We start from the raw sequence: 23,775 nt of genomic DNA, 5'->3' as shown, positions 1-23,775 counted from the left end.
CTACCCACTCACCACCACCCCGATCAGCGAAACGGCGGTTCGTCGAAGCTCCTCAGCTTGCGCGAGTGCAGGGTGTCGAGCTGGCTGCGCAGTAATTCCAGCGCGGCCAGACCGATCTGCAGGTGCTGGCTGACTGCCCGCTCGTAGAAGGCGCCCGCCGCGCCGGGCAGTTTGATTTCGCTGTGCAGCGGTTTGTCCGACACGCACAGCAGCGTGCCGTAGGGCACCCGCAGACGATAACCCTGGGCGGCGACTGTGCCGCTTTCCATGTCCACCGCCACCGCCCGGGCCAGGTTGATCAGCGGCCGTTCCTGGGCCCAGCGCAGCTCCCAGTTACGGTCGTCGTAGGTCAGTACTGTGCCAGTGCGCAGACGTTTTTTCAGCGCCTCGCCGCGCTCGCCGGTGACCTGCGCCGCCGCTTCCTGCAACGCCTGCTGCACCTCGGCCAGGGCCGGAATGGGGATATTGGTCGGCAGCACCCGGTCGAGAATGCCGTCGCGGCGCATATAGGCGTGGGCCAGCACATAGTCGCCGATGGTCTGCGATTGGCGCAGGCCGCCGCAGTGACCAATCATCAGCCAGCAATGGGGGCGCAACACCGCCAGATGGTCGGTGATGTTTTTCGCGTTGGAGGGGCCGACGCCGATATTCACCAGGGTCACGCCATGGCCGTCGGCGGCAATCAAGTGATAGGCCGGCATCTGGTAACGATGCCAGACCACGCCGCCGATGATCGCCTGCATCTCGCCTTCGGCCATGCCACGCTCGACCAGCACATTGCCGGGCAACACCATGCGCACATAGCGCGGGTCGTCGCGCAGCAGGTGCAGGCCATGCAGGATGAACTGGTCCACGTAACGGTGGTAGTTGGTCAGCAGAATCCACGGCTGTACATGCCGCCAGTCGCTGCCACTGTAGTGCTGCAGGCGCTTGAGGGAGAAGTCGACCCGCGCCGCGTCAAACAGCGCCAGCGGCATCGGGTCGGCGTCCTGCCAGTCATACAAACCATCGGCCACGCCATCGGTGGCCGCCGACAGGTCGGTGCTGGGGAACACCCGCGCCAATTCGGCCGCCGTCACCCCGGAGCCGGCCAACTCATCGCCATGTTCGACCACGTAGGGATAGGGAATGTTTTGCTCGCTCAGGCCCACCTCGACCGTCACGGTAAAGTCCGCCATCAGCGGCCCGAGTTGATCCATCAAGTAGCCGCGAAACGCCTCCGGATAGGTCACGGTCACACTGTAAGTGCCGGGGTTCTGCACCTTGGCGTAGGCGCGAGTAGTACTCGGCACCTCGCCCACGCACTGGTAAATCAGCCGCAGCAGCGGGTAGCGAAACTCGCGGTACTGCTCAGCGCTGGGCTGCTCACGGGTTTTCAAATAGCGCTTGAGCGCCTGACTCAGCGCCGTGCAGGCCTGAGTGTGCAATGCAGCCAAACGATCCACCGCCTCATTGGGGCTGTGAACTTGAACAAAAGCACCTGTTGCAACTGCCATAACCCTATCTCCAGCCAACCTATGGCCTTATCTTGCCTGCGCCTGTGTGACAGCGATAGCGGCGCGCTCGACCAACCCGCGCCAGCGCCCTCCAGCGCGTTAAGTATCAGACAATCCTGGCCGTACGATCAGCGGCTAATCGTCCTGCGTCAACATGTCCACGACAGCTAATTGCCCGGCGTCCACGGCAAGGACTAGACTGCTGGGCATGAACCTCATTAGTCGCCGCTGCCTGACTCTGCTGCTCTGTCTGCTGCTGCCGTTAAACGCGCTGGCCGGCTTGGCCGCGCCCCGCATGCCTTGCCCGATGCAAGCCGCCGGCATGACGATGACCAATCCGCTGCAAAACCCAGACTGCTGCGATAAGCAAAACCAGAGCGACAAACCAAGCTGCAAAACTGGCCAGCAGTGTCAGACCAGCAACCTGTTGCTGGTGTCGCTGGCCACGCCGGCAGCAGCGCCGCTGACCAGCCCCTTGCTGGCCACGGCCAGCAGCGCATTTCTCCCGACCAAGAGCCCTAACGGCGTCTGGCGACCTCCGCGTAACTAACTCCTGCACTAACTTAAACCCCATCCGTTAATTGGCGGATGGCGTCCGCGCACGCCTATGGCTGTGCGCAGTTTGTAGCGGTATAGCCGCGGAGTAGTCCCGATGAAATCCCAGCAACACTATTGCGCCTGGCCGCTGTTGGCAGCCGCCGCCAGCCTGTGCGCCAGCCTGCCGAGCCCGGCGCTGGCGCTGTCGCTGTCGCTTGAGCAGGCGCTGCAGTTGGCGGCGCGTAACGCCCCGAGCCTGAGCGCCCAAGCGGCCAAACTGGAGGCGGCCAGCAGCGCCGCGATTGCCGCCGGCGAATTGCCCGACCCGAAACTGATCCTCGGGGTGCAGAACCTGCCCACCGAGGGGCAGGATCGCTGGAGCCTGGAGCGCGACTTTATGACCATGCAGGTGGTCGGGCTCATGCAGGAAATGCCCAATAGCGACAAGCGCCAGGCCCGCGTGGCCACGGCGCAGGCGGCCATCGACAGCGCTGCGGCCCAGGGGCGGGTCGAACGCCTGCGCGTGCGCCTGGCCACCGCCCAAGCCTGGATTGCCAGCTATACCCAGCAGCGCAAGCTGGCCCAATTCGAGGCGTTTAACGCCGAGAACCGCCTGTTCGCCGCCGCCGTCCGCGCCCAGTTGGCCGGCGGCCGCGGCCAAGCCAGTGACGTGCTTGCCCCCCTGCAAGAAGCGGCGTTACTGGACGAACAGCGCGACCAGTTGCTGCAACAAAGCGCCCAGGCACGGGCGGCCCTCAAGCGCTGGATAGGCGCGGACGCCAGCCAGACGTTGACCGGGAGTCTTCCCCACTGGGCGATCACCAGCGGCGATTATTCCCAGGCCTTGCAGCACCATCCAGAACTCGCCGCCTACGGGCCCCAGACCCTGGAGGCCGAGGCGCAGGTACGCGAGGCCCTGGCCGAGAAAAGCTCCGACTGGAGCTGGGAAGTCGACTATCAAAAGCGCGGCCGCGACTTTGGCGACATGGTCAGCCTGCAGCTGACCTTCGACCTGCCGCTGTTTCCAGGTTCGCGGCAAGACCCGAAGATCGCCGCCAGGCGGGCTCAGGTCAATCAACTGGAGGCCGAGCGCGAGGCCCTGGCGCGCGAGCACGGGCAACAGCTGGAGGAGGACTTGGCCGAGTACCAGCGCCTCGAACGGGCGGTCAGCCGCAGCCAGTCGACCCTGCTGCCCCTGGCCGAGGAAAAAGTCCGGCTCACGCTGGCCAGCTACCGCGCCGGCAAAAGCGATCTGACCGGCGTAATCGGCGCGCGCCGCGAGCGGGTCGAGGCCAAGCTGAAACAGCTCGACCTGCAAGGCCTCAGGGCACTGACGGCAACGCGCCTGCAGTTTAATTACGGCGAGTCCAATACGGCCGAGCTGAATGCCGGGGAGCAGCGCCTATGAACCGCTCCGGTTACCAGACCCCGCTGCTAATGACCCTGTTGCTGCTCGGCGGCGCCACGGCCGGCTACTGGTTAGCGGCGCAAAACCAGGCCATCCCCGCGACCACAGGCGCGCCAGCAAGCAGCCCGTCAACCCAAGCCGAGCGCCAAGTGCTCTATTGGTACGACCCGATGTACCCGCAACAGCACTTCCCCGCCCCCGGCAAGTCGCCCTTTATGGACATGCAACTGGTGCCGCGCTACGCCGAGCAAGCGGCCGCTAACACGGCCGGCGCCGTGGCCGCCGAACCGAGCATGCAGGTTGCACCGGGCACTCAGCAAAATCTCGGCATGCGCCTGGCAACCGTCACCCGTGGCCCACTGGCGCAAAGCCTGCAAGCCAGCGCCGTGCTGGCCTTCAATGAGCGCGATGTGGCGCTGCTGCAAACCCGCGCGGGCGGTTTCGTCGAGCGCACCTACCAGCATGCCCCCGGCGATTTAGTCGTGGCCGGCGCGCCACTGGCCGAGCTGTTAATACCCGAGTGGGTCGCCGCGCAGACCGAGTTTCTCGCCCTGCGCCCGAGCCTCGAACCCGAACTGCTGGCGGCGGCGCGACAACGTTTGCGCCTACTCGGTATGCCGGCAGACTTGATCACCCAGGTTGAGCGCAGCGGCCGTGCCCAGCCACTGACCATCCTGCGCAGCCCGATTGCCGGAGTCATTACAGAGCTGAATGCACGTTCCGGCATGACCCTGGCCGCGGGCACCACGCTGGCCCGCATCAATGGCCTTGATCCGGTCTGGCTGGAGCTGGCGCTGCCGGAAGCCCAGGCCGGCGCCGTGCAGCTTGGACAAGCCGCCGAGGCGCAGCTGCCGGCGTTTCCCGGTGAGCGGCTGACCGGCACCGTGGCCAGCGTGCTGCCCGCCGCCGATGCCCAGAGTCGCACCCTGCGGGTGCGCGTCGAACTGGCCAATCCGAGCGGGCGCTTGCGCCCCGGCATGAGCGCCCAGGTGCAGCTCAACCTGCCGAGCAGCGCAGCGGTGTTACTGCTGCCCAGCGAAGCGGTGATCCGCACCGGCAAGCGCGCCCTGGTAATGCTGGCCGAGGCCGGCGGACGTTTTCGCCCGGTACAGGTGCAACTGGGCGCCGAAAGTGCCGGCCAGGTGGCGGTACTCGCCGGTTTGCAAGAAGGCCAGCAAGTGGTCGCCTCCGGGCAGTTTTTGCTCGACTCCGAGGCCAGCCTGACCGGCCTGCAAGCCACGCCATTGCCAGCAGCCCCACTCCCTACTGCCCACTCCCCACTTCCTATTCAGCCACTCCCCACTCCCCACTCCCCACTTTCCACTCCCCACTCAACCACTCAACCAGAGGAGCGCCAGCCATGATCGCCGCACTCATTCGCTGGTCGGTGGCCAATCGCTTTCTGGTGCTGTTGACCACCTTGTTTGTACTCGCGTGGGGGCTTTGGTCGCTGCGCACCACGCCGATTGACGCCCTGCCCGACCTCTCCGACGTGCAGGTGATTATCCGCACGCCCTTCGCCGGCCAGGCTCCGCAGATAGTCGAAAACCAGGTCACCTATCCGCTGGCCACCACCATGCTGGCGGTGCCGGGGGCCAAGACCGTGCGTGGCTATTCGTTCTTCGGTGACAGCTTCGTCTATGTGTTGTTCGAGGACGGCACCGACCTGTACTGGGCCCGCTCGCGGGTGCTCGAATACCTCAGCCAGGTGCAGAGCCGCTTGCCGGCGGCGGCCAAACCGGCGCTCGGCCCGGATGCCAATGGGGTCGGCTGGATCTATCAATATGCCCTGATCGACCGCAGCGGCCAGCACGACCTGGCGCAACTGCGCAGCCTGCAGGACTGGTTCCTCAAGTTCGAACTGAAAACCCTGGCCAACGTGGCCGAGGTCGCCAGCATCGGCGGCATGGTCAAGCAGTACCAGGTGCTGCTCGACCCACTGCGCCTGAGCAGTTTGGGCATCACCCAGGCGCAAGTGATCGAGGCCATTGGCAATGCCAACCAGGAAACCGGCGGCGGCGTGCTGGAGCTGGCCGAGACCGAGTTTATGGTGCGCGCCTCGGGCTATCTAAAAACCCTCGACGACTTTCGCGCCATCCCCCTGAAGCTCACCGAAGCCGGCACGCCCATTAGCCTCGGCGATGTGGCGAGCATCCAGCTGGGGCCGGAGATGCGCCGAGGGATTGCCGAGCTGGATGGCGAGGGTGAGACCGTCGGCGGCGTGGTGATACTGCGCAGTGGTAAGAACGCCCGGGAAACCATAGCGGCGGTCAAAAGCAAACTGGAGGAATTGAAGAAGAGCCTGCCGGCGGGCGTCGAGATAGTCACCACCTACGACCGCAGCCAGCTGATTGAGCGGGCGGTGGAGAACCTCAGCCACAAGCTGATTGAGGAATTCGCCGTGGTGGCGCTGGTCTGCCTGCTGTTTCTCGGCCACCTGCGCTCCTCCCTGGTGGCCATAGTCGCGCTGCCAGTGGGAGTGTTGCTGGCGTTCGCGGTGATGCGTTATCAGGGCATTAACGCCAACATCATGTCCCTGGGCGGCATCGCCATCGCCATCGGCGCCATGGTCGATGCGGCGGTGGTGATGATCGAAAACGCCCACAAGCGCATCGAGGCCTGGCACGCCCAGCATCCCGACAAATTGCTGGAGGGCGAGACACGCTGGCAGGTCCTCACCGAGGCGGCAGTGGAAGTCGGCCCGGCGCTGTTCTTCAGCCTGCTGATCATCACCCTGTCGTTTATTCCGGTGTTTACCCTGCAGGCCCAGGAAGGCCGGCTGTTCGGCCCGCTGGCGTTCACCAAGACCTATGCCATGGCCGCCGCTGCCGGGCTGTCGGTGACCCTGGTACCGGTGCTGATGGGCTACTGGATTCGCGGGCGGATTCCCGATGAGCTGCGCAACCCGCTCAACCGTGGGCTGATCCGCCTGTACCGGCCGGCACTGGAAGCCGTGCTGCGTTATCCCAAGAGCTGCCTGCTGCTGGCGCTGCTGGTGTTCCTCACCACCCTGTGGCCGCTAACGCGCCTGGGCGGCGAGTTTCTGCCGGCGCTGGATGAGGGCGATCTGCTCTATATGCCCTCGGCGCTGCCGGGATTGTCGGCGCAGAAAGCCGCGCAGCTGTTGCAGCAAACCGACCGCTTGATCAAGAGTATTCCCGAGGTGGCCCATGTATTCGGCAAGGCCGGGCGCGCCGAAACCGCCACCGACCCGGCGCCACTGGAGATGTTCGAGACCAGCATTCAGTTCAAGCCCAAAGACCAATGGCGCGCAGGTTTAACCACGGAGCAGCTGATCGAGGAGCTGGACCGTACCGTCAAGGTGCCGGGGCTGACCAATATCTGGATTCCACCGATTCGCAACCGTATCGACATGCTCGCCACCGGGATCAAGAGCCCCATCGGGGTCAAGGTGGCTGGCAGCGATCTGGCGCAAATCGACCGCGTCACCCAGGAGATCGAGCAAGCCGCCAAGAGCGTGCCGGGGGTCAGTTCGGCGCTGGCCGAGCGGCTCACGGGTGGGCGCTATATCGACATCGATATCGACCGTCAGGCCGCCGCCCGCTACGGGATGAACATCGGCGATGTGCAGGCCATAGTGGCCAGCGCCATCGGTGGGCAAAACATCGGCGAAACCGTCGAGGGCCTGGCGCGCTACCCGATCAACCTGCGCTACCCACGGGAATGGCGCGACTCGCTCAACGCCTTGGAGCAGTTGCCGATCTACACCGCCCAGGGCCAGCAGATCACCCTCGGCATGCTCGCCAAGGTGCAGATCAACACCGGCCCGGCGATGCTCAAGAGCGAGAATGCGCGGCTCTCTGGCTGGGTCTATATCGATGTGCGCGGCCGCGACCTGGCGGCGGTGGTGGCGGACTTACGCTTGGCGGTGGATAACAGCGTGACCCTGGCGCCGGGCATGAGCCTCGGCTACTCGGGCCAGTTCGAGTTCCTCGAACGCGCCAATGCGCGACTGAAGTTGGTGATACCGGCCACCCTGTTGATTATTTTCGTGCTGCTGTACCTGACCTTCGGCCGCTTCGATGAAGCCCTGCTGATCATGCTCACCCTGCCGTTCGCCCTGACCGGCGGCGTCTGGTTGCTGTACCTGATGGGTTTTAACCTGTCGGTGGCCACCGGGGTCGGCTTTATCGCCCTGGCCGGGGTGGCCGCCGAGTTCGGCGTGATCATGCTGCTGTACCTGAAGAACGCCTGGACGGCACAACAGGATGCCGGCGACGCCTCGCCCGCCGGACTGCGCAACGCCATCCGCGAGGGCGCGGTGCAACGGGTACGGCCCAAGGCCATGACGGTGGCGGTAATCATCGCCGGCCTGCTGCCGATCCTCTGGAGCGGCGGCACCGGCAGCGAAGTCATGAGCCGCATCGCCGTGCCGATGATCGGCGGCATGCTCAGCGCACCGCTGCTGTCGTTGCTGGTGATCCCGGCGGCGTATTGGTTGATGCGTCGGCGGCAGCTGGCGACGCCGTAGAAATGCGTGGGCCCTGGCGAAATGGATACGTGGGACAGGCTTTAGCCGCGATGCTTTTTGCGCTGCCGAGCAACACCTGCGGCTGCGCTGGTCGCGGCTAAAGCCCCCCCCCTACAAAGCCGGTGGGCAACGGCTGCGCGGTTCTCCGCCCTACGCCAACTGTGGGCTGCTGCGCGCCAACAAGGCGACGGCATCGACGCCACGCGGAAGGGTGCCGTAAACGCGGCCGCCGTGCTCCAAACGGCTGGCGATAAAGCCGTCGCTGACGGTGCTGTTGCCGGCCTCCAGCAGCAGTTTGGCCTGCAGGGCGATGGCTACGTCTTCAGTCAATTGGCGGGCGCGGTACTGGATGTCGTCTTGGTCGGCGAAGGCGCGCTTAAGCGTGCGAATCTGTGCTTGCAGGCGTGCATCGCCGTGGCCATCGCCCAACTCGTTAAACAACACCTCAAGTACGCCAGGTTCTTTCGACAGGGCGCGCAACACATCCAGGCATTGCACATTGCCCGAGCCTTCCCAGGTCGAGTTGACCGGCGCTTCGCGGTACAAGCGCGGCAGTATGCTGTCCTCGACATAGCCGGCGCCGCCCATGCATTCGGCGGCCTCGTTGATCATCGCCGGCGCGCGCTTGCAGATCCAATACTTGCCAATCGCCGTGACCAGCCGGGTGAACTTTTGCTCTTGCTCGTCCTGCGGGTGGTCCAGGGCGCGGCCCAGGCGCATGGTCAGGGCCAGCGCCGCTTCGCTTTCCAGGGCCAGATCGGCCAGCACGTTTTGCATCAAGGGTTGCTCAGTGAGTCGCCGCCCGCTGACTTGCCGATGGGCGCAGTGGTGAGTGGCCTGGGTCAGGGCTTGGCGCATCAGGCTGCTGGAGCCGATCATGCAGTCGAAACGGGTCAGCGATACCATCTCGATGATGGTCGGCACACCGCGGCCTTCTTCGCCGACCATCCAGGCCAGGGCGCCACGGAACTCCACCTCGCTGGAGGCGTTGGCCCAGTTGCCCAGTTTGTTTTTCAGCCGCTGGATATAGAACTCATTGCGCGTACCGTCCGGCCTATGCCGTGGCAGCAGAAAGCAGGTCAGGCCCTTGTCGGTGTAGGCCAGGGTCAAAAACGCATCGCACATCGGCGCCGAGCAGAACCACTTGTGCCCCACCAGCTCATAGGCCTGGCCCGGCCCGCCCGCACCGACGGGATGGGCCTTGGTGGTGTTGGCGCGCACATCGGTGCCGCCCTGCTTCTCGGTCATGGCCATGCCGATGGTGACCCCGGTCTTTTGCTCCATCGGCAGATTGCGTGGGTCGTATTGGCCGGAGAGAATCTTCGGCAGCCAGATTTCAGCCAGCTCGGGTTGCAGCTTGAGGGCCGGCACGCTGGCGTAGGTCATGGTCAGCGGGCAGGCATTGCCGGCCTCCGGCTGGTTGTGCAGATAATTCAGTGCGGCGCGGGCCACCTGGGCGCCATCGCGCGGGTCGGTCCAGGGCAGAGACGGAATACCATGTTCGATGGCGCGGCTCATCAGCTGGTGATAGGCCGGGTGGAACTCCACCAGATCGATCCGGTTGCCGTAACGGTCGTGGCTTTTGAATACCGGCTTGTTCTCGTTGGCGAGAAACCCGGCCGCCATCAGCGGGCCACCGGCCAAGGCGCCATAGGCATCCAGGCGCTGTTCGGCCCAGCCACCGCCGAAGCGCTTAGTCCACTCCTGCAACGGCAGGTCGATACGGTAGAGATTGGCGCCGTCCAACGATGGCACCTGATTGAACACTTCATGGGTTTCGGCAAACGGCTGCAGACTCATGGCGACCTCGGCAAAGGATTAAATCTGGCCAGCCCCCCAACACTGAGTACTGACCTAGTAGTTAAACCAGTGAAACCGGATTGCGCGGCAACGAAAAGCGCCATAAGTGCCTAAAGAGCCGCCTCTTTAGGCTCCCAGGACGATGATTTAGGCTATGTCCCAGTTATGCGTTGCGCAGGCTACAGCTTTTGTAGAAGGGGCTTTAGCCGCGATGGCTTTGGTCGCGGCTAAAGCCCCTCCTACGAAGTGTGTGACATCCAACAGGTAACTGGTACAGAGCCATGTTTTAAGCCGGCGTGACGGGCGGCTCGGGCGGCTCGGGCAGTGCCGCCGGGCGACACAGCAACCAGTCGTGCAGGCAGTCTTGCAAGGCGTCGAACTTCACCGGCTTGCTCAGCACCTCGCTCATGCCCGCCGCGATGCAGCGTTCGCGCTCGCCGCCTTGGGCATTCTGGCTGATTGCCAATACCGGCAAGGTCACGCAACCAGGCAATTTACGCAGCGCCCGGCAGATGGCAAACGCATCGGCCTGGGGCATCTGGCAATCGATCAGCAGCGCATCGGTTGGACTTTTGCGCAATGACTCGAGGGCCGCCGCGCCATTTTCGGCGCAGCGCACCTGATAGCCGAGCTTGAGCAGCATGCCGCGCAGCAACAGCTGGTCGATCAATTGGTTTTCCACCAACAACACCCGGCACTCTGCCGGTGTACGCAACGCCAGACCCTGCGGGCGCAGCGCTTGCGGCAATACGCTGAGACTGGCGACACTCGGCTGACTGCCGGGCAAACCCAGCGGCAGTCGCAACTGAAACTGACTGCCACGGCCGGGGGTCGACTGGTGCGTCAAGGTGCCGCCGAGCAACTCGATCAGTTGCCGGCAAATCGCCAAGCCGATGCCCAAGCCGCCATGCTCACGGGTTAGCGAGCCATCCAGTTGCAGGAATTGCTGGTACAGCTTGCCGTCGGGCGGGGTGTCAAAACCCTCGCCGCTGTCGCTGACTTGAATCTCCAGCTGCAGGCCCGAGTCGCTGCGCTGCAGCGCCTCGACCTGCAGGCTAACGCCACCCTCGCGGGTAAATTTGATCGCGTTATCCAGCAGATAACTGATGCACTGACCCAGTTTGCTGGCGTCGCCCTCCAGGGTATCGGGCAACCGGTGATTGAGTTCAACCTTAAAGGTCAGGCCCTTGGCCGCCGCGCGGGCGGCAAACTGGGTGCGCTGGTGTTCGATCAAACCGCGCAAGCTGAACGGCGCATGACCGCAATACTGCCGGCCGGCTTGCAACTCGGTGAGCATCAGCATGTCGCTGACCATCTGCAGCATGTCACGCGCCGAGGTGGCGGCGATGCTTTGGTACTGCGCCAGCTCCGTACTCATTTCTAGGGTTTGCATCAACTCCAGCGAGCCGATTACCCCGTTCATGGGGGTGCGCAGCTCATGGGAGACAGTGGCCAAAAACTCGTCCTTGAGCTGATTGCTGACCGCCAGTTGTCGGTTCAGGCCCTCCAGTTTGCGGCTGGACTCTTGCAGAATCTGCCCGCGCTCCTCCTTCATCACGTTGATCCGGTCGGCCAGGGCCAGCGACAACAGCGCCACCTCCATGGCCGCGCCAATTTGGCTGGCATACAGAGTGAGAAACATATTCGGCAAGTAGCCCAGCACCATCAGGGTGTAGATCAAACCGCCAATTAAAAACGCACTCCAGGCCAGCAAAAAATAGCGTGCCACTCGTAGCCCGCGACGCCAGGCACTCACCCCGGCGGTCAAGCACACCAGCAAAAAGGGCAAGGCCACATACGGCGCCAACTTCAGCGGCGTGGCGTAGCCGATACTGAGGGTCAGCAGGATCAGGCTAAAACCGCAAAACATCACCAGCTTTAACGCCAGATCGAGGCCGCGACTGAAGGCCCGCGTATGCAGAAAGCTGCGCACAAACTGCGAACCACAGAGCGCCGTGGCACCGAGCAAAAACGGCGGCGCGGCGTTGGCGATGCCCGGACTATCGGGCCACAGATACTGTGCGGCAACACCATTGGAGGTGGCCTGATAGAGGCCAATCGCGGCGATATAGAAGATGTAATAGAGGTAGCTGGCGTCGCGCACGCTGAGGTAAATAAACAGGTTGTAGAGCAACATCACCAGCATCACGCCATAGATGATGCCGAGCAAATAGGTGTGCCCCGTGAGGTCTTCCAGGTAGGCGGTGGGCGCCCACAGGGTCAGGGGAGTCTGCAGCGAGCCGGCGGTTTGCACTCGCATATAGACCCGCAGCGGTTGCGCCGGCTGCAGCGACAAATCAAACAAAAAACTGCTCTGCTTGATTTGTCGCTGGCTAAATGGCCAGAAATCTCCGCTGCGACTGGCCAGTTGATAACCGCCCTGGCCGTCAGGGACGTAGAGATCGACATGATCGAGCGGCGGGTAGGCCAAATCGAGCAGCCAGGATTTCTGCCCCTGGGCCTGCTGCGGCTGATAGTCAAAATCAACCCGCAGCCAGTAGGCCGAACGGGTGTAGCCGGCATTCAGCACCGCGGCTTTTGACTGGCGAAAACTGTCGTCAAGCGCCGCCGAGCTGACATCGGCAATGGTCGCGCTGCCACGAACATCCTCAAAAAACTGCAGTTCAGAGCCCAGCGGCAGCTTGCGCGTGTACTCATCAAAACTAACCGCCGCCGCCAACGATGGCAGCCCCAGCAGCAACAACAACAGCCAAGCATTCAAGCGCCGGCCAAGCAGCCGCGCCACGCCGTTCATGTCGTGGCCTGAGGCAAGGGGGCCTGGCACAGCAGCCAGTCGTGCAACACCACTTGCAGGGTGTCGAACTTCAGCGGTTTGGTCAGGTAATCACTCATGCCGGCGGCCAGGCAGCGTTCACGATCACCGCTATGGCTATGGGCGGTGACCGCCAGCACCGGCAGCTCGCTGCAATCGGGCAACAAGCGCAAGGCGCGGCAGGTGGCAAAGCCATCCATGACCGGCATCTGGCAGTCGAGCAGCACCGCATCGACCGCCTCACCACGCAGCAGATCCAATGCGGCGGCACCGTTGTCGGCGCAGCGCACCTGATAGCCGAGCTTGAGCAACATACCGCGCAAGACCAGCTGATTGATCGCGTTGTCTTCGACGATCAGCACCTTGCACTCGGCCGGCTGACGCACTTGCGGCCCCGGCGTGCGCGGCACTGGCGCGACAGACGAGCGCGACTGGGTGAGCAAATCAAATTCCACCGTGAGCAAGAAGCAACTGCCCTGCCCCGGCTGCGACTGATGGCTGAGGCTACCACCGAGCAACTCGATCAGCTGCCGACAAATTGCCAAGCCCACTCCCAGCCCACTGTACTCACGGGTTAGCGAGCTATCGAGCTGCTGGAAGCGCTGATACAGGGGCGCCGCCGTCGCCGGATTGAAACCGATGCCGCTGTCTTGCACCTCGATATGCAGCCCCAATACGCCGTTTTTGCTCGGCCGCCGCTTGATTCGCAGCGTGACGCTGCCGGCAGCGGTGAACTTGAGGGCGTTATCGAGCAAATAACCGACGCACTGGCTCAGTTTGCCGGCATCGCCCTGCAGGGTATCGGGGAGTTTTTCATCCAGTTCCAGGCGCAGGTTCAAGTCTTTTTCTTCGGCCTGCGGGGCGTACCTGACCCGCAAGCTGTTCAGCCAGGCGCGCAAGCTGAACATGCTGTTTTGTGCGTACAGCTTGCCGGCCTGCAACTCGGTCAAGGCCAAAATATCGTTAACCATGCGCATCATGTCGCGCGCCGAGCTGGCGGCGGTCTTCTGGTATTGCGCCAGTTCAATGTCCAGCGGCAGCGTTTGCATCAGCTCAAGGGAGCCGATCACCCCATTCATCGGCGTGCGCAGCTCGTGGGTGACCGTGGCCAAAAACTCATCTTTGAGCCGGTTGCTGTTGGCCAGCTCGCGGTTGAGCTGCGCCAGCTCGCGGGCATTTTGCTGCAGCAAGCCGGCGCGCTCCTCCTTCATCACATTGATGCGGTCGGCCAGGGCCAGCGACAACAAGCCGACCTCCAGCGCCGAGCCGATCTGGCTGGCGTACATGGTCAAAAACGAGTTGGGCAGCAAGCCCAGCACCATCAGAGTATTGACCAGGCCACCGAGCAAAAACGCGCTCCAGGCGAAGATAAAGTAACGCGCCACCCGCAAGCCGCGCCGCCAGGCGAGCACGCCGGCCAGCAAGATCACCACCACGAACAGCAGCGCCAAGCCGGTGGCCAAACGCAGGGCCAGGGCGTAGCTGGCAAACAAGGCCAGCAGCATCACCAGCAGGCCGGTCGCCATCAACAGCAACAACAGCCGATCAACCCAAGGACTGTGCTCGCGGGTGTGCAAGAAACTGCGGGCGAACTGGCAACCAGACAGGGCCGCCAAGCCAATTAAAAACGGTGTCGCGGCATTCGCCCACCAGGGGCTATTGGGCCAGAAATACTCGATGCCGGCGCCATTCACCGAGACCTGATAAAGCCCAAAGGCGGCGATATAGACGATGTAATAGAAGTAACTGCTGTCGCGCACGCTGAGAAAGATAAACAGGTTGTAGATCAGCATCACCAACAGCACGCCGTAGATGATACCGAGCACATAGATGCGCGCCGGCAACTCCTCCAAATAGGCGGTGGGCGACCACAACGTCAACGGCACTATCACCGAGCCCTGACTTTGCACCCGCAAATACAGGCGCTGCGGCTGATTGGGTTGCAGGTTGAGCTCGAACAGATAATTGTTTTGCGCGATCTGCCGACTGGCAAACGGCAGCGAGTCGCCAGTGCGCTGGGCCAACTGAAAACCGCCGCGCCCATTGGGCAGGTATAACTCGATTTGATCGAGCGGCGGATAGGCCACTTCAAGCAGCCAGGGTTGCTGACCGCTGCGGGTTTGCGGGCGGTAATTCAGGTCCAGTTGCAGCCAGTACACCGAGCGCGAATAGCCGGCATTCAGCACCGGCTTTTGATGACGATGAAAAGCCTCGGCCAGCGCTGGCGAGCTGACATCCTCGATACTGACGTCGCCGCGCACGTCTTCAAACACCGCCATCTGCTGCCCGAGCGGCAGCTGCCGGGTGTGTTCATCAAAATCAACAGCGCCGGCAAACACCGGCGACAGGCTTAACAGTAAGAACAAAAAATAACGCATCAAACCCACTCACAACATTGCCAGCATTCACCAGGACCGCGCCCGAATGATTGCTGCAACGCAACATAAATTAATCCAAAAGACCCTGAGCCTAGCAGCCTCCGACTGGGCGCCAAGGCCCGCCAATACTGTCGATAGCGACAATCGAACGCAACCACAACGGCCATTTAAATTGCCCGTCAGAGACAGCCGCAGGCCGGCAAAAAACCGCCTGAGGCGGTCGCTAGCCGCGCTAAAAAAACTTTTAGTCGAGCCGCTAGCTGACCAATCGGCCAGTAAAATGTTTCAGGATGCATATCCAGCAATTACAGAAATTTGTCGGAATTTAAAGAAATTAGACGACATTAGCCGGAATTAAATCAATAAAACCTCGGCAAAAACCGCCCGAAAAATCATTATAGCTAGACATCCGTCTCGATCTTATTAGGCTTGCACGTCCATTAAAAACAACGGACAGCGCCTTGACCAAGCCAGCCTGCATCACCACTCGCCTAAGCATTTCTGCAGTTTTTGCCCTGCTCAGCAGCCCAGCCTTTGCCGGCGGCTTTGCCCTTAACGAGCAAAGCGCCAGCGCCATGGGCACCGCTTTTTCCGGCCGCTCATCCAGCGCCCTGGACGCCTCAACGGTATACGGCAACCCGGCCGGCATGAGCTATCTGGGCGAGCAGGTGTCCGGCGGCATGGCACTGATCAGCGCCAGCAGCGATATCAGCAACGCCTCATCGAACTTCAACGGCAGTAACCACGGCGACATGGTGCCGCTCACCGCCATCCCCTTTGGCTATTACGTCAAACCCCTGGATGACAACTGGCACTTCGGTATCGGCGTGTACGCCCCCTTCGGCCTAGCCACCGAATACGAAAACAACTTTGAGGGCCGGCGCTTCGCCAAAGACAGCGATCTGAGCGTGGTCTCGATCCAGCCAACCCTGAGTTACAAACTTAACGAGCAGTGGTCGTTCGGTGCCGGCATCAGCGCCAACCACGCCGAAGGCACGCTTTCCAGCGCGGTCAACCCAGCGCCTGCAGTGTTTCGCGACGGCGAGTACAAAGTCAGCGGCGACGACTGGGGTTACGGCTACAACCTCGGCGTGATGTTTCAAGCCACCGACAGCACCCGCCTGGGCCTGAGCTACCGCTCAAAAGTGGATTACACGCTGGAGGGCGACGTGAAAAACACCGACATCGCCAACGGCATAGTCCCGGCCGGCAAATACGACGGCTCACTCGAACTGACCACCCCGGAAACCTTCGAGCTGTCGGTGACCCACCAATTCGACTCGCAGTGGACCGGTTACGCCGGCTACACCTGGACGCGCTGGAGCCGCTTCCAGGAGGTGGTGATCAAATCGCCAGGCAATGGCTCGCCGATCTTCCAGGAAGTCGTCGAAGAGCAAAACTGGCACGACACCCGCAGCTACGCCGCCGGCCTGTCCTATCAACTCAACAACCAATGGGTGCTGCGCAGCGGCTTGGCCTTCGACCCCACGCCCAGCAACAACACCGACCGCTCGCCACGCATTCCCAGCGGCGACAGATACGTGTTCGCCCTGGGCGCCGGCTACAGCCCAACCGACAACCTGACCCTCGACCTGGCCTATGTATACCTGCAAGAGGAAGAAGTCAGCGTCAACAACAGTGAAGCCGGCAAAGGCCGCTACCAGGCCGACTTCAATAACGCCGCCCACTCCCTCGCCGGCCAGGCGACCTGGCGCTTCTAACACTTTGCTTGCCGCCTATTGAGGTCGATTGCGACTCGACCTCAATAGGCGGCAAAGACGCTAAGTGATAAGCTCGCGCGCCATGAATATGCCCTCTTCACGCCCAGTTGTTCTCTGCTTGTCCGGCCACGACCCCAGCGGCGGTGCCGGCCTGCAAGCCGATATCGAAGCCCTGCTCGCCCAAGGCTGCCATGCCGCGCCGACGGTCACCGCCTTAACGGTGCAAGACACCCGCAACGTCAGCGCCTTTCGCGTGCTCGACCGCGACTGGGTGCTAGCCCAAGCCCATGCGGTGATCGCCGACCTGCCGATTGCGGCGATCAAACTGGGCATGCTCGGCTCGACCGAGATGGTCGAAACCGCCCGGCAAATCATTCAACAACTGCGCGAGCAACAGCCAGATTTACCGGTGGTCTGCGATCCGGTGCTGCGCGCCGGTGGTGGCGGCACCCTGGGCGGTGACGATGTAGCCGGCGCCATGCGCGAACGGCTGCTGCCGCTGGCGACCATCGCCACCCCCAATCTGCCTGAGGCGCGCATTCTGGCCGGTCTGCCGGAGGGCAGCGCGGACGAATGCGCAGCTCTGTTGCGAGCTTACTGCCAACACCTGCTGATCACCGGCGGCCATGGCGATGAGTGCGACATCCACAATCGCCTGTACTGCCAAGATGGCAGCCAGCACGACTTCACCTGCGTGCGCCTGCCCGGCAGTTATCACGGCTCCGGCTGCACAATGGCCAGCGCCCTGGCCGGCCGCCTGGCTCAGGGCGAAGGACTGGTCAGCGCCGTGCGCACGGCGCTGGATTACTGCTGGCGCACCCTGCGCGACGCCGAACAACCCGGCCACGGCCAATACCTGCCACGCCGCTTACCGCTGGAGTTGTTTTGATGAGCACTGGTTTACTGCGCGGCCTATATGCCATTACCGACAGCCAATTGCTGGCCGACGGCAAGCTGCTGCCCTATGTCGAAGCGGCGCTCAAAGGCGGCGCACAACTGCTGCAATACCGCGACAAATCCAGCGACACCGCCCGACGCCTGCACGACGCCCAAGCCCTGCAAGAACTTTGTGCCCGCTACGACGCCAGCCTGATCATTAACGATGACCTGGAGCTGGCCGCACGCCTGGGCGTTGGCCTGCACCTAGGGCAAGGCGACGGTTCGCTACTGGCCGCACGTCAGCGCCTGGGCCCGCAGGCAATTATTGGCGCCACCTGCCACGCCCAGCTGGAACTGGCTGCTGCGGCCGCCGCCAATGGCGCCAGCTACCTGGCCTTCGGCCGCTTCTTTAACTCGCAAACCAAGCCCGGCGTGCCGACCGCGACCCTTGAGCTGCTAGAGCAAGCCCGCAACCGCTTCGCCCTGCCACTGGCCGCGATTGGCGGCATAACGCTTGCGCGCGCACCGGCATTGATAGCCAACGGCGCCAACTTGCTCGCGGTGATTAACGACCTGTTTGCCGCTGAAGATGCCAGCGCCGTAGAACGCCGCGCCCGCGCCTTCAGCGAGTTGTTTACCAATTAATACTTTGCCCAGACGATGAGGCCACCCATGTCCCGCTCCGAAACCCTATTTGCCAACGCCCAACAACATATCCCCGGCGGCGTTAACTCGCCGGTGCGCGCTTTCAAAAGCGTCGGCGGCACGCCGCTGTTTATCAAGAGCGCCCTGGGCGCCTACATCACCGATGAAGACGACAAACGCTACGTCGACTACGTCGGCTCCTGGGGCCCAATGATCCTCGGCCACAGCCATCCCGAAGTGCTCGGCGCCGTGCGCGCGCAACTCGAACACGGCCTGTCGTTTGGCGCGCCAACTGCGCTGGAAGTAGAAATGGCCGACCTGGTCTGCGCCCTGGTGCCGTCGATGGAGATGGTGCGCATGGTCAGCTCCGGCACCGAAGCCACCATGAGCGCCATCCGCCTGGCCCGTGGTTTTACCGGCCGCGACAATATTTTGAAATTCGAAGGCTGCTACCACGGGCATTCCGACAGCCTGCTGGTAAAAGCCGGCTCCGGCCTGCTGACCCAGGGCGTACCCAGCTCCGCCGGGGTTCCCGCCGACTTTGCCAAACACACCCTGACCAGCGCCTTCAACGACCTCGACGCCGTAGAACGCCTGCTGGCCGAAGCGGGCTCCACCGTCGCCTGCATCATCGTCGAGCCCGTGGCCGGCAACATGAACTGCGTGCCGCCCGCGCCGGGCTTTCTCGAAGGCCTGCGCGCACTCTGCGACCAGCACGGCATAGTGCTGATTTTTGACGAGGTGATGACCGGCTTTCGCGTCGCCCTCGGCGGCGCCCAGGCCCTCTATGGCGTGACGCCGGACCTGTCGACCTTCGGCAAAATTATCGGCGGCGGCATGCCGGTCGGCTGCTTCGGCGGCAAGCGCGAGATCATGCAGCAGATCGCCCCACTCGGCCCGGTCTATCAAGCCGGCACCTTGTCGGGCAACCCGCTGGCCATGGCCGCCGGCCTGACCACCCTCAAACTGATCAGTCGCCCGGGCTTTCATGCCGAGCTGACCGATTACACCAGCCGCCTGCTGGCCGGCCTCAAGCAACGCGCCGAAGCTGCCGGCATCCCCTTCGTCACCACCCAGGCGGGTGGCATGTTTGGCCTGTATTTCAGTCCGCTTAACAGCATTGCCAGCTTCGAAGAGGTAATGACCAGCGACGCCGAGCGCTTCAAGCGCTTCTTCCATCTGATGCTGGAAGGCGGTGTGTACCTGGCGCCGAGCGCCTTCGAAGCCGGCTTCACCTCCATCGTGCACGGCGAAACCGAGCTGCAACTGACTCTGGATGCCGCCGAACGGGCCTTTGCCAGTTTGTAGGAAGTGGGAAGTGGGGAGTGGGAAGTAGGGAGTGGGGTTGAGCGGGGAGTGCTCAACCGACGCATAACCTGAAAAACCCCGTAAAGGCTTTGTAAGCAGGCCCCTGCTTATTTCATAATGTGCGTGCCGGCATTCATCCCGGCCAGGCCCAAAGCCTGTTTTGCTCCCTGAGGCACGCATTTTTTCATGAATCGCTCCGGCCGCAGCCTGCTGATTGGCTGCCTGTTGCTAACCCTGCCGCTCAGCGCGACGGCCGACAGCAACTCCCTGATTATCTCCAGCAGCGCGCGCTGCTCACTGCAAAGCCTGCCTGAGTACTTACCGGAAGCTCTGGCGACCTGCGAACAAGTGGCCGCCAGCGGCAACCCACAAGCCCAATTCGAACTCGGCAGCTTTTATTACGACGGCCAATTAGCCGAGCGCGACCTGGCGCTGGCGCTGAAATGGTTCGAACTAGCCTCACTGCAAGGCCATGCCCAAGCACAGCAGCGCCTGGGCATGATGTTTTTCCGTGGTGAAGGCGTGCCCGCTAATAATGTGCAGGCTTATGTGGTGCTGAAGATGGCCGCCGTGAATGGCGCCGAAGATGCGCTCGATAGCGCCGATATCGTCGCGGCGCAGATGCGCAACGAGGAGTTACAACAAGCCACTCAGGTGCTGGGGCAGATCTTTCGCGAATACCTGCTGCAACTGCAGGGCAGCAACTCGCTGTTCGCCCCGCTGCCGTAGCTGCCGGAGGCAGCAGTCGCAAGCTGCAAGCCATAAGCTTCAAGTAACAGCTTGTCCGCGCTTGGTCGAGCGATACGCTTAGCTTGCAGCTTAGAGCTTGCCGCTTACCCCTACTTATCCGGCATCGGCATCGGAAAGGGCATGACATTGCTCATGCCGCGAGCTTCGCTGATCTTCGGCGTGCCCAGGCGCTCGACCTCATCGATGCGCACTATCGAGTGCATCGGCACAAAGCTGCGCACCACGCCATCAAACTGGGCTTTGAGTTTCTCTTCGCTCGGGTCGACCACCAACTGGCTGCGCTCGCCGAAAACGAATTCCTCGACTTCCAGAAAGCCCCACAGATCGCTTTGAAAGATCTGCTTGGCATACATTTCGTATACCTGGCCCTGGTTAAGGAAAATCACCTTGTAGATAGGTTCACGCTTGCTCATGGATAGCCAACAACGCCAGCAGATCGGGGGTCGCCAAGCATAGCACAGGCATCCGACGCAGAACGCTAGGAGGACTCGACTGCGGCCCCTATAATGCGCGGTCGTACAAGCCAGCCTTTGAGCCCGCATGACCAAGAAGCTTTATATCGAAACCCACGGTTGCCAGATGAACGAGTACGACAGCTCGCGCATGGTCGACCTGCTGGGCGAACAGCAGCCGATCGAACTGACCGACCGTGCCGAAGAGGCCGACGTGATCCTGCTCAATACCTGCTCGATTCGTGAGCGCGCCCAAGACCGGGTGTTCTCGCAACTGGGCCGCTGGCGTGAGCTGAAGCTGGAAAATCCCAACCTGGTAATCGGTGTCGGCGGCTGCGTGGCCAGCCAGGAAGGCGCGGCGATTCTAGATCGCGCGCCCTATGTGGACGTGGTGTTCGGCCCGCAAACCCTGCACCGCCTGCCCGAGATGCTCGACGCCGCACGCAGCACCGGCACTCCACAGGTGGATATTTCCTTCCCGGAAATCGAAAAATTCGACCGCCTGCCCGAGCCGCGCGTTGACGGTCCGGCGGCTTACGTATCGGTGATGGAAGGTTGCAGCAAGTATTGCACCTTCTGCGTGGTGCCCTACACCCGTGGCGAAGAAGTCAGCCGGCCGTTTAACGACGTGCTCGCCGAGGTGCTGCACCTGGCCGAACACGGCGTGCGCGAAGTCACCTTATTAGGTCAGAACGTCAACGGGTACCGTGGCGCCCTCCCAGACGGCGACGAGCGCATGGCTGACTTGGCCGAGCTGATTCGCGCCGTGGCCGCCATCGACGGCATCGACCGCATCCGCTACACCACCTCGCACCCGCTGGAGTTCTCCGACGCGTTGATCGAGGCCCATGCCCAGGTGCCGGAGCTGGTTAAACAGCTGCACTTGCCGGTGCAATCGGGCTCGGACCGCATCCTGGCGGCGATGAAGCGCGGCCACACCGCACTGGAATACAAGTCGCGGATTCGCAAACTGCGCTTAGCGGTGCCAGACATCGTCATCAGCTCGGACTTTATCGTCGGCTTCCCCGGCGAGACCGACAAAGACTTCGAGCAGACCATGCAGCTGGTCGAGGACGTCGGCTTCGATTTCTCCTACTCCTTCGTCTACAGCGCCCGCCCCGGCACGCCAGCGGCCGACTTGGCCGACGCCACCTCGACCGAAACCAAGCGCGAGCGTTTGGCCCGCCTGCAGCACAAGCTCAGCCAACAGGGCTTCGAGAACAGCCGACGGATGGTTGGCAGCGTGCAACGCATCCTGGTCCGCGATTACTCGAAAAAAGATCCCGGCCAGCTGCAAGGCCGCAGCGAAGCCAATCGCATCGTCAACTTTCGCTCTAACGACCCGAGCCTGATTGGTCAGTTCGTCAACGTGCACATCGACGAAGCGCGGCCCAACTCATTGATCGGCACCCTGGTCGAATAATCGCCACACGGCGGCGCGCTTTCACCGGCGCCGCCTCGGGGTTATCCTCAGACCAACAACCACTGCGACTAAGGGCCACCGCGACCTTGAATACCGCCATTTTGAACGCCCCGATTGAAGTGCATAACTTCACCCTCGAACCTTTCGAGCAACAGCGTTTTGCCAACCTCTGCGGCGCACTGGATGAGCACCTGCGGCTGATCGAGCAGCGCATGGGCATCGAAATCCGCAACCGTGGCAACCAATTTGAACTGCTCGGCAGCTTGCCGACCATCCACGCCGCCGAGCTGCTGATCCTGCGGCTGTACCGCGAAACCGTGGCCCATGAACTGTCTCCGGATGTGGTGCACTTGTTTTTGCAAGAACAGGCCGCCGAGCTACTGCCATCGAACAGCAGCAATACCGAATCGAGCATCGCCCTGCGCACCCGCAAGGGCATGATTCGCCCGCGCGGGATGAATCAGCAGCGCTACGTTAAAGCCATTCTCGACCACGACATCAACTTTGGCATCGGCCCGGCCGGCACCGGCAAAACCTACCTGGCCGTGGCCTGCGCGGTAGACGCCCTGGAGCGCGAACAGATCCGCCGCATCCTACTGGTGCGCCCGGCGGTGGAAGCCGGCGAGAAACTCGGTTTCCTGCCCGGCGACCTGGCACAAAAAATCGACCCGTACCTGCGCCCACTCTATGACGCCCTGTATGAAATGCTCGGCTTCGAGCAGGTCAACAAGCTGATCGAGAAGCAGGTGATTGAAGTCGCGCCCCTGGCCTATATGCGCGGTCGCACCCTGAACAACAGCTTTATCATTCTCGACGAGAGCCAGAACACCACGGTGGAACAGATGAAAATGTTCCTCACCCGCATCGGTTTTGGCTCCACTGCGGTGATTACCGGCGACATTACCCAGGTCGACCTGCCACGCGGCACCAAGTCCGGCTTGAATCATGTAATGGAAGTGCTGCACGGAGTGCCCGGCATCGCCTTCACCCACTTTCAATCCAAGGACGTGGTGCGTCATCCGCTGGTGCAACGGATAGTCGAAGCTTACGAGCGCTACGAACTGAGCCACCAGGAACAGTCCCAGCAGCACGGCAATAAGGGCCACAAACATGATTGAGCTTGAATCAGGCCTGCAAATTGCCCATGAAGGCTCGGCGCCCAGCCTTGTCGAAGCATACGAACGCCATGAGCTGAGCCATCCGGGCAAATCCGCCCAGCACAACAGCAAGGGCCGCAAACATGATTGAACTGGACCTGCAAATTGCCAGCGAAGGCGCCGCGCCCAGCCTTGAACAACTGCAGTTGTGGTGCGCCAAGGGCCTCAGCCCGCGCAGCGCCGACTCCGAGCTGACCATCCGTTTAGTCGACGACGCCGAGGCCCGCGAGCTGAACAACACTTGGCGGCACAAGGACTACGCCACCAATGTATTGTCCTTTCCGGCCGACATTCCCGACGGTTTGCTCGACATCCCACTGTTGGGCGATCTGGTGATCTGCGTGCCGGTGGTTGAGCATGAGGCCGCTGAGCAAGGCAAGGATCTTGCCGCGCACTGGGCACATCTGGTCATCCACGGCTGCCTGCATTTGCTTGGTTACGACCATATCGATGACGATGAAGCCATCGAAATGGAAGATTTAGAGCGTAAGCTGCTGGCCGAACTCGGTTATCCCGACCCCTATCAAACCGAAACAGCAGGCGACGAGCAATAAGT

Annotated in this window: 18 protein-coding genes; 13 read left to right on the top strand and 5 right to left on the bottom strand. The window is 62.4% G+C overall.

Annotated elements, in window-relative coordinates:
- Nucleotides 1-23: 23 nt before the first annotated feature.
- The gene (gene amn / locus Q8R10_RS02530) at nt 24-1,496 is read right to left on the bottom strand and encodes an AMP nucleosidase (RefSeq protein WP_305650704.1); all 1,473 of its coding nucleotides are present in this window, start codon (nt 1,494-1,496) and stop codon (nt 24-26) included.
- 208 nt (nt 1,497-1,704) lie between these two features.
- Here amn and Q8R10_RS02525 point away from each other — a divergent pair, with 208 nt between their 5' ends.
- The 4 genes from Q8R10_RS02525 (at nt 1,705) to Q8R10_RS02510 (ending at nt 7,933) form a co-directional block, all read left to right on the top strand.
- Entirely contained in the window at nt 1,705-2,046 is a 342-nt protein-coding gene (locus Q8R10_RS02525) for a hypothetical protein (RefSeq protein WP_305650702.1), read from the top strand.
- Nucleotides 2,047-2,148: 102 nt separating this feature from the next.
- Complete coding sequence (locus Q8R10_RS02520; RefSeq protein WP_305650700.1) at nt 2,149-3,441, top strand: TolC family protein; 1,293 nt, start codon at nt 2,149-2,151, stop codon at nt 3,439-3,441.
- The gene (locus Q8R10_RS02515) at nt 3,438-4,805 is read left to right on the top strand and encodes an efflux RND transporter periplasmic adaptor subunit (RefSeq protein WP_305650698.1); all 1,368 of its coding nucleotides are present in this window, start codon (nt 3,438-3,440) and stop codon (nt 4,803-4,805) included. The genes Q8R10_RS02520 and Q8R10_RS02515 overlap by 4 nt, the downstream gene beginning before the upstream one ends.
- Nucleotides 4,802-7,933: an efflux RND transporter permease subunit gene (locus tag Q8R10_RS02510; protein ID WP_305650696.1), complete on the top strand. Its 3,132-nt coding sequence runs from the start codon at nt 4,802-4,804 to the stop codon at nt 7,931-7,933. Before Q8R10_RS02515 ends, Q8R10_RS02510 begins: the two co-directional genes overlap by 4 nt.
- A gap of 150 nt (nt 7,934-8,083) precedes the next feature.
- Here Q8R10_RS02510 and Q8R10_RS02505 read toward each other — a convergent pair whose 3' ends face one another.
- From Q8R10_RS02505 to Q8R10_RS02495, 3 genes are all read right to left on the bottom strand, one after another.
- Nucleotides 8,084-9,733, bottom strand: a complete 1,650-nt coding sequence (locus Q8R10_RS02505) for an acyl-CoA dehydrogenase family protein (protein WP_305650694.1) — start codon at nt 9,731-9,733, stop codon at nt 8,084-8,086.
- Between the two features lie 286 nt (nt 9,734-10,019).
- Nucleotides 10,020-12,455, bottom strand: a complete 2,436-nt coding sequence (locus tag Q8R10_RS02500; RefSeq protein WP_305650824.1) for a hybrid sensor histidine kinase/response regulator — start codon at nt 12,453-12,455, stop codon at nt 10,020-10,022.
- 29 nt (nt 12,456-12,484) lie between these two features.
- Entirely contained in the window at nt 12,485-14,884 is a 2,400-nt protein-coding gene (locus tag Q8R10_RS02495; RefSeq protein WP_305650692.1) for a hybrid sensor histidine kinase/response regulator, read from the bottom strand.
- 461 nt (nt 14,885-15,345) lie between these two features.
- Between Q8R10_RS02495 and Q8R10_RS02490 the strand changes: the two genes are divergently transcribed.
- The 5 genes from Q8R10_RS02490 to Q8R10_RS02470 all read left to right on the top strand — a co-directional run bounded on the left by Q8R10_RS02490 (nt 15,346) and on the right by Q8R10_RS02470 (nt 20,166).
- Complete coding sequence (locus Q8R10_RS02490) at nt 15,346-16,605, top strand: OmpP1/FadL family transporter (protein WP_305650690.1); 1,260 nt, start codon at nt 15,346-15,348, stop codon at nt 16,603-16,605.
- A gap of 82 nt (nt 16,606-16,687) precedes the next feature.
- Nucleotides 16,688-17,494: a PfkB family carbohydrate kinase gene (locus Q8R10_RS02485; RefSeq protein WP_305650688.1), complete on the top strand. Its 807-nt coding sequence runs from the start codon at nt 16,688-16,690 to the stop codon at nt 17,492-17,494.
- Complete coding sequence (thiE, locus tag Q8R10_RS02480; RefSeq protein ID WP_305650686.1) at nt 17,494-18,129, top strand: thiamine phosphate synthase; 636 nt, start codon at nt 17,494-17,496, stop codon at nt 18,127-18,129. Before Q8R10_RS02485 ends, thiE begins: the two co-directional genes overlap by 1 nt.
- A gap of 27 nt (nt 18,130-18,156) precedes the next feature.
- On the top strand, nt 18,157-19,437 hold the full coding sequence (gene hemL, locus Q8R10_RS02475; protein WP_305650684.1) for a glutamate-1-semialdehyde 2,1-aminomutase: 1,281 nt from the start codon (nt 18,157-18,159) through the stop codon (nt 19,435-19,437).
- Nucleotides 19,438-19,623: 186 nt separating this feature from the next.
- Nucleotides 19,624-20,166: a tetratricopeptide repeat protein gene (locus Q8R10_RS02470; protein WP_305650682.1), complete on the top strand. Its 543-nt coding sequence runs from the start codon at nt 19,624-19,626 to the stop codon at nt 20,164-20,166.
- Nucleotides 20,167-20,276: 110 nt separating this feature from the next.
- On the opposite strand, the gene Q8R10_RS02465 is transcribed toward Q8R10_RS02470, so the two are convergent.
- Nucleotides 20,277-20,600 (bottom strand): DUF1820 family protein, encoded by a 324-nt coding sequence (locus Q8R10_RS02465; protein ID WP_305650680.1) that lies wholly within the window; start codon nt 20,598-20,600, stop codon nt 20,277-20,279.
- Nucleotides 20,601-20,727: 127 nt separating this feature from the next.
- Here Q8R10_RS02465 and miaB point away from each other — a divergent pair, with 127 nt between their 5' ends.
- The 4 genes from miaB to ybeY all read left to right on the top strand — a co-directional run bounded on the left by miaB (nt 20,728) and on the right by ybeY (nt 23,773).
- Nucleotides 20,728-22,062: a tRNA (N6-isopentenyl adenosine(37)-C2)-methylthiotransferase MiaB gene (miaB, locus tag Q8R10_RS02460; RefSeq protein WP_305650678.1), complete on the top strand. Its 1,335-nt coding sequence runs from the start codon at nt 20,728-20,730 to the stop codon at nt 22,060-22,062.
- A gap of 101 nt (nt 22,063-22,163) precedes the next feature.
- Nucleotides 22,164-23,180, top strand: coding sequence for a PhoH family protein (locus Q8R10_RS02455; RefSeq protein ID WP_305650822.1), 1,017 nt, complete (start codon nt 22,164-22,166; stop codon nt 23,178-23,180).
- On the top strand, nt 23,173-23,310 hold the full coding sequence (locus Q8R10_RS02450; RefSeq protein ID WP_305650676.1) for a hypothetical protein: 138 nt from the start codon (nt 23,173-23,175) through the stop codon (nt 23,308-23,310). The genes Q8R10_RS02455 and Q8R10_RS02450 overlap by 8 nt, the downstream gene beginning before the upstream one ends.
- Nucleotides 23,303-23,773 carry an rRNA maturation RNase YbeY gene (gene ybeY / locus Q8R10_RS02445; protein WP_305650674.1) on the top strand — a complete coding sequence of 157 codons (471 nt, stop codon included), beginning with the start codon at nt 23,303-23,305 and terminating at the stop codon, nt 23,771-23,773. Before Q8R10_RS02450 ends, ybeY begins: the two co-directional genes overlap by 8 nt.
- Nucleotides 23,774-23,775: the final 2 nt, after the last annotated feature.

The organism is Pseudomonas sp. (assembly GCF_030698175.1).
Classification (GTDB): Bacteria; Pseudomonadota; Gammaproteobacteria; order Pseudomonadales; family Pseudomonadaceae; genus Aquipseudomonas.
This window is presented reverse-complemented; position numbering and strand designations above follow the sequence as displayed.

Bases quoted from the DNA above. Each gene is read 5' to 3' on its own strand.
- Q8R10_RS02495 (WP_305650692.1), bottom strand. From the start codon at position 14,884: ATGCGTTATTTTTTGTTCTTACTGTTAAGCCTGTCGCCGGTGTTTGCC.
- hemL (WP_305650684.1), top strand. From the start codon at position 18,157: ATGTCCCGCTCCGAAACCCTATTTGCCAACGCCCAACAACATATCCCC.
- Q8R10_RS02520 (WP_305650700.1), top strand. From the start codon at position 2,149: ATGAAATCCCAGCAACACTATTGCGCCTGGCCGCTGTTGGCAGCCGCC.
- miaB (WP_305650678.1), top strand. From the start codon at position 20,728: ATGACCAAGAAGCTTTATATCGAAACCCACGGTTGCCAGATGAACGAG.
- Q8R10_RS02505 (WP_305650694.1), bottom strand. From the start codon at position 9,733: ATGAGTCTGCAGCCGTTTGCCGAAACCCATGAAGTGTTCAATCAGGTG.
- Q8R10_RS02470 (WP_305650682.1), top strand. From the start codon at position 19,624: ATGAATCGCTCCGGCCGCAGCCTGCTGATTGGCTGCCTGTTGCTAACC.
- Q8R10_RS02465 (WP_305650680.1), bottom strand. From the start codon at position 20,600: ATGAGCAAGCGTGAACCTATCTACAAGGTGATTTTCCTTAACCAGGGC.
- Q8R10_RS02510 (WP_305650696.1), top strand. From the start codon at position 4,802: ATGATCGCCGCACTCATTCGCTGGTCGGTGGCCAATCGCTTTCTGGTG.
- Q8R10_RS02515 (WP_305650698.1), top strand. From the start codon at position 3,438: ATGAACCGCTCCGGTTACCAGACCCCGCTGCTAATGACCCTGTTGCTG.
- ybeY (WP_305650674.1), top strand. From the start codon at position 23,303: ATGATTGAACTGGACCTGCAAATTGCCAGCGAAGGCGCCGCGCCCAGC.
- amn (WP_305650704.1), bottom strand. From the start codon at position 1,496: ATGGCAGTTGCAACAGGTGCTTTTGTTCAAGTTCACAGCCCCAATGAG.
- Q8R10_RS02450 (WP_305650676.1), top strand. From the start codon at position 23,173: ATGATTGAGCTTGAATCAGGCCTGCAAATTGCCCATGAAGGCTCGGCG.
- Q8R10_RS02485 (WP_305650688.1), top strand. From the start codon at position 16,688: ATGAATATGCCCTCTTCACGCCCAGTTGTTCTCTGCTTGTCCGGCCAC.
- thiE (WP_305650686.1), top strand. From the start codon at position 17,494: ATGAGCACTGGTTTACTGCGCGGCCTATATGCCATTACCGACAGCCAA.
- Q8R10_RS02525 (WP_305650702.1), top strand. From the start codon at position 1,705: ATGAACCTCATTAGTCGCCGCTGCCTGACTCTGCTGCTCTGTCTGCTG.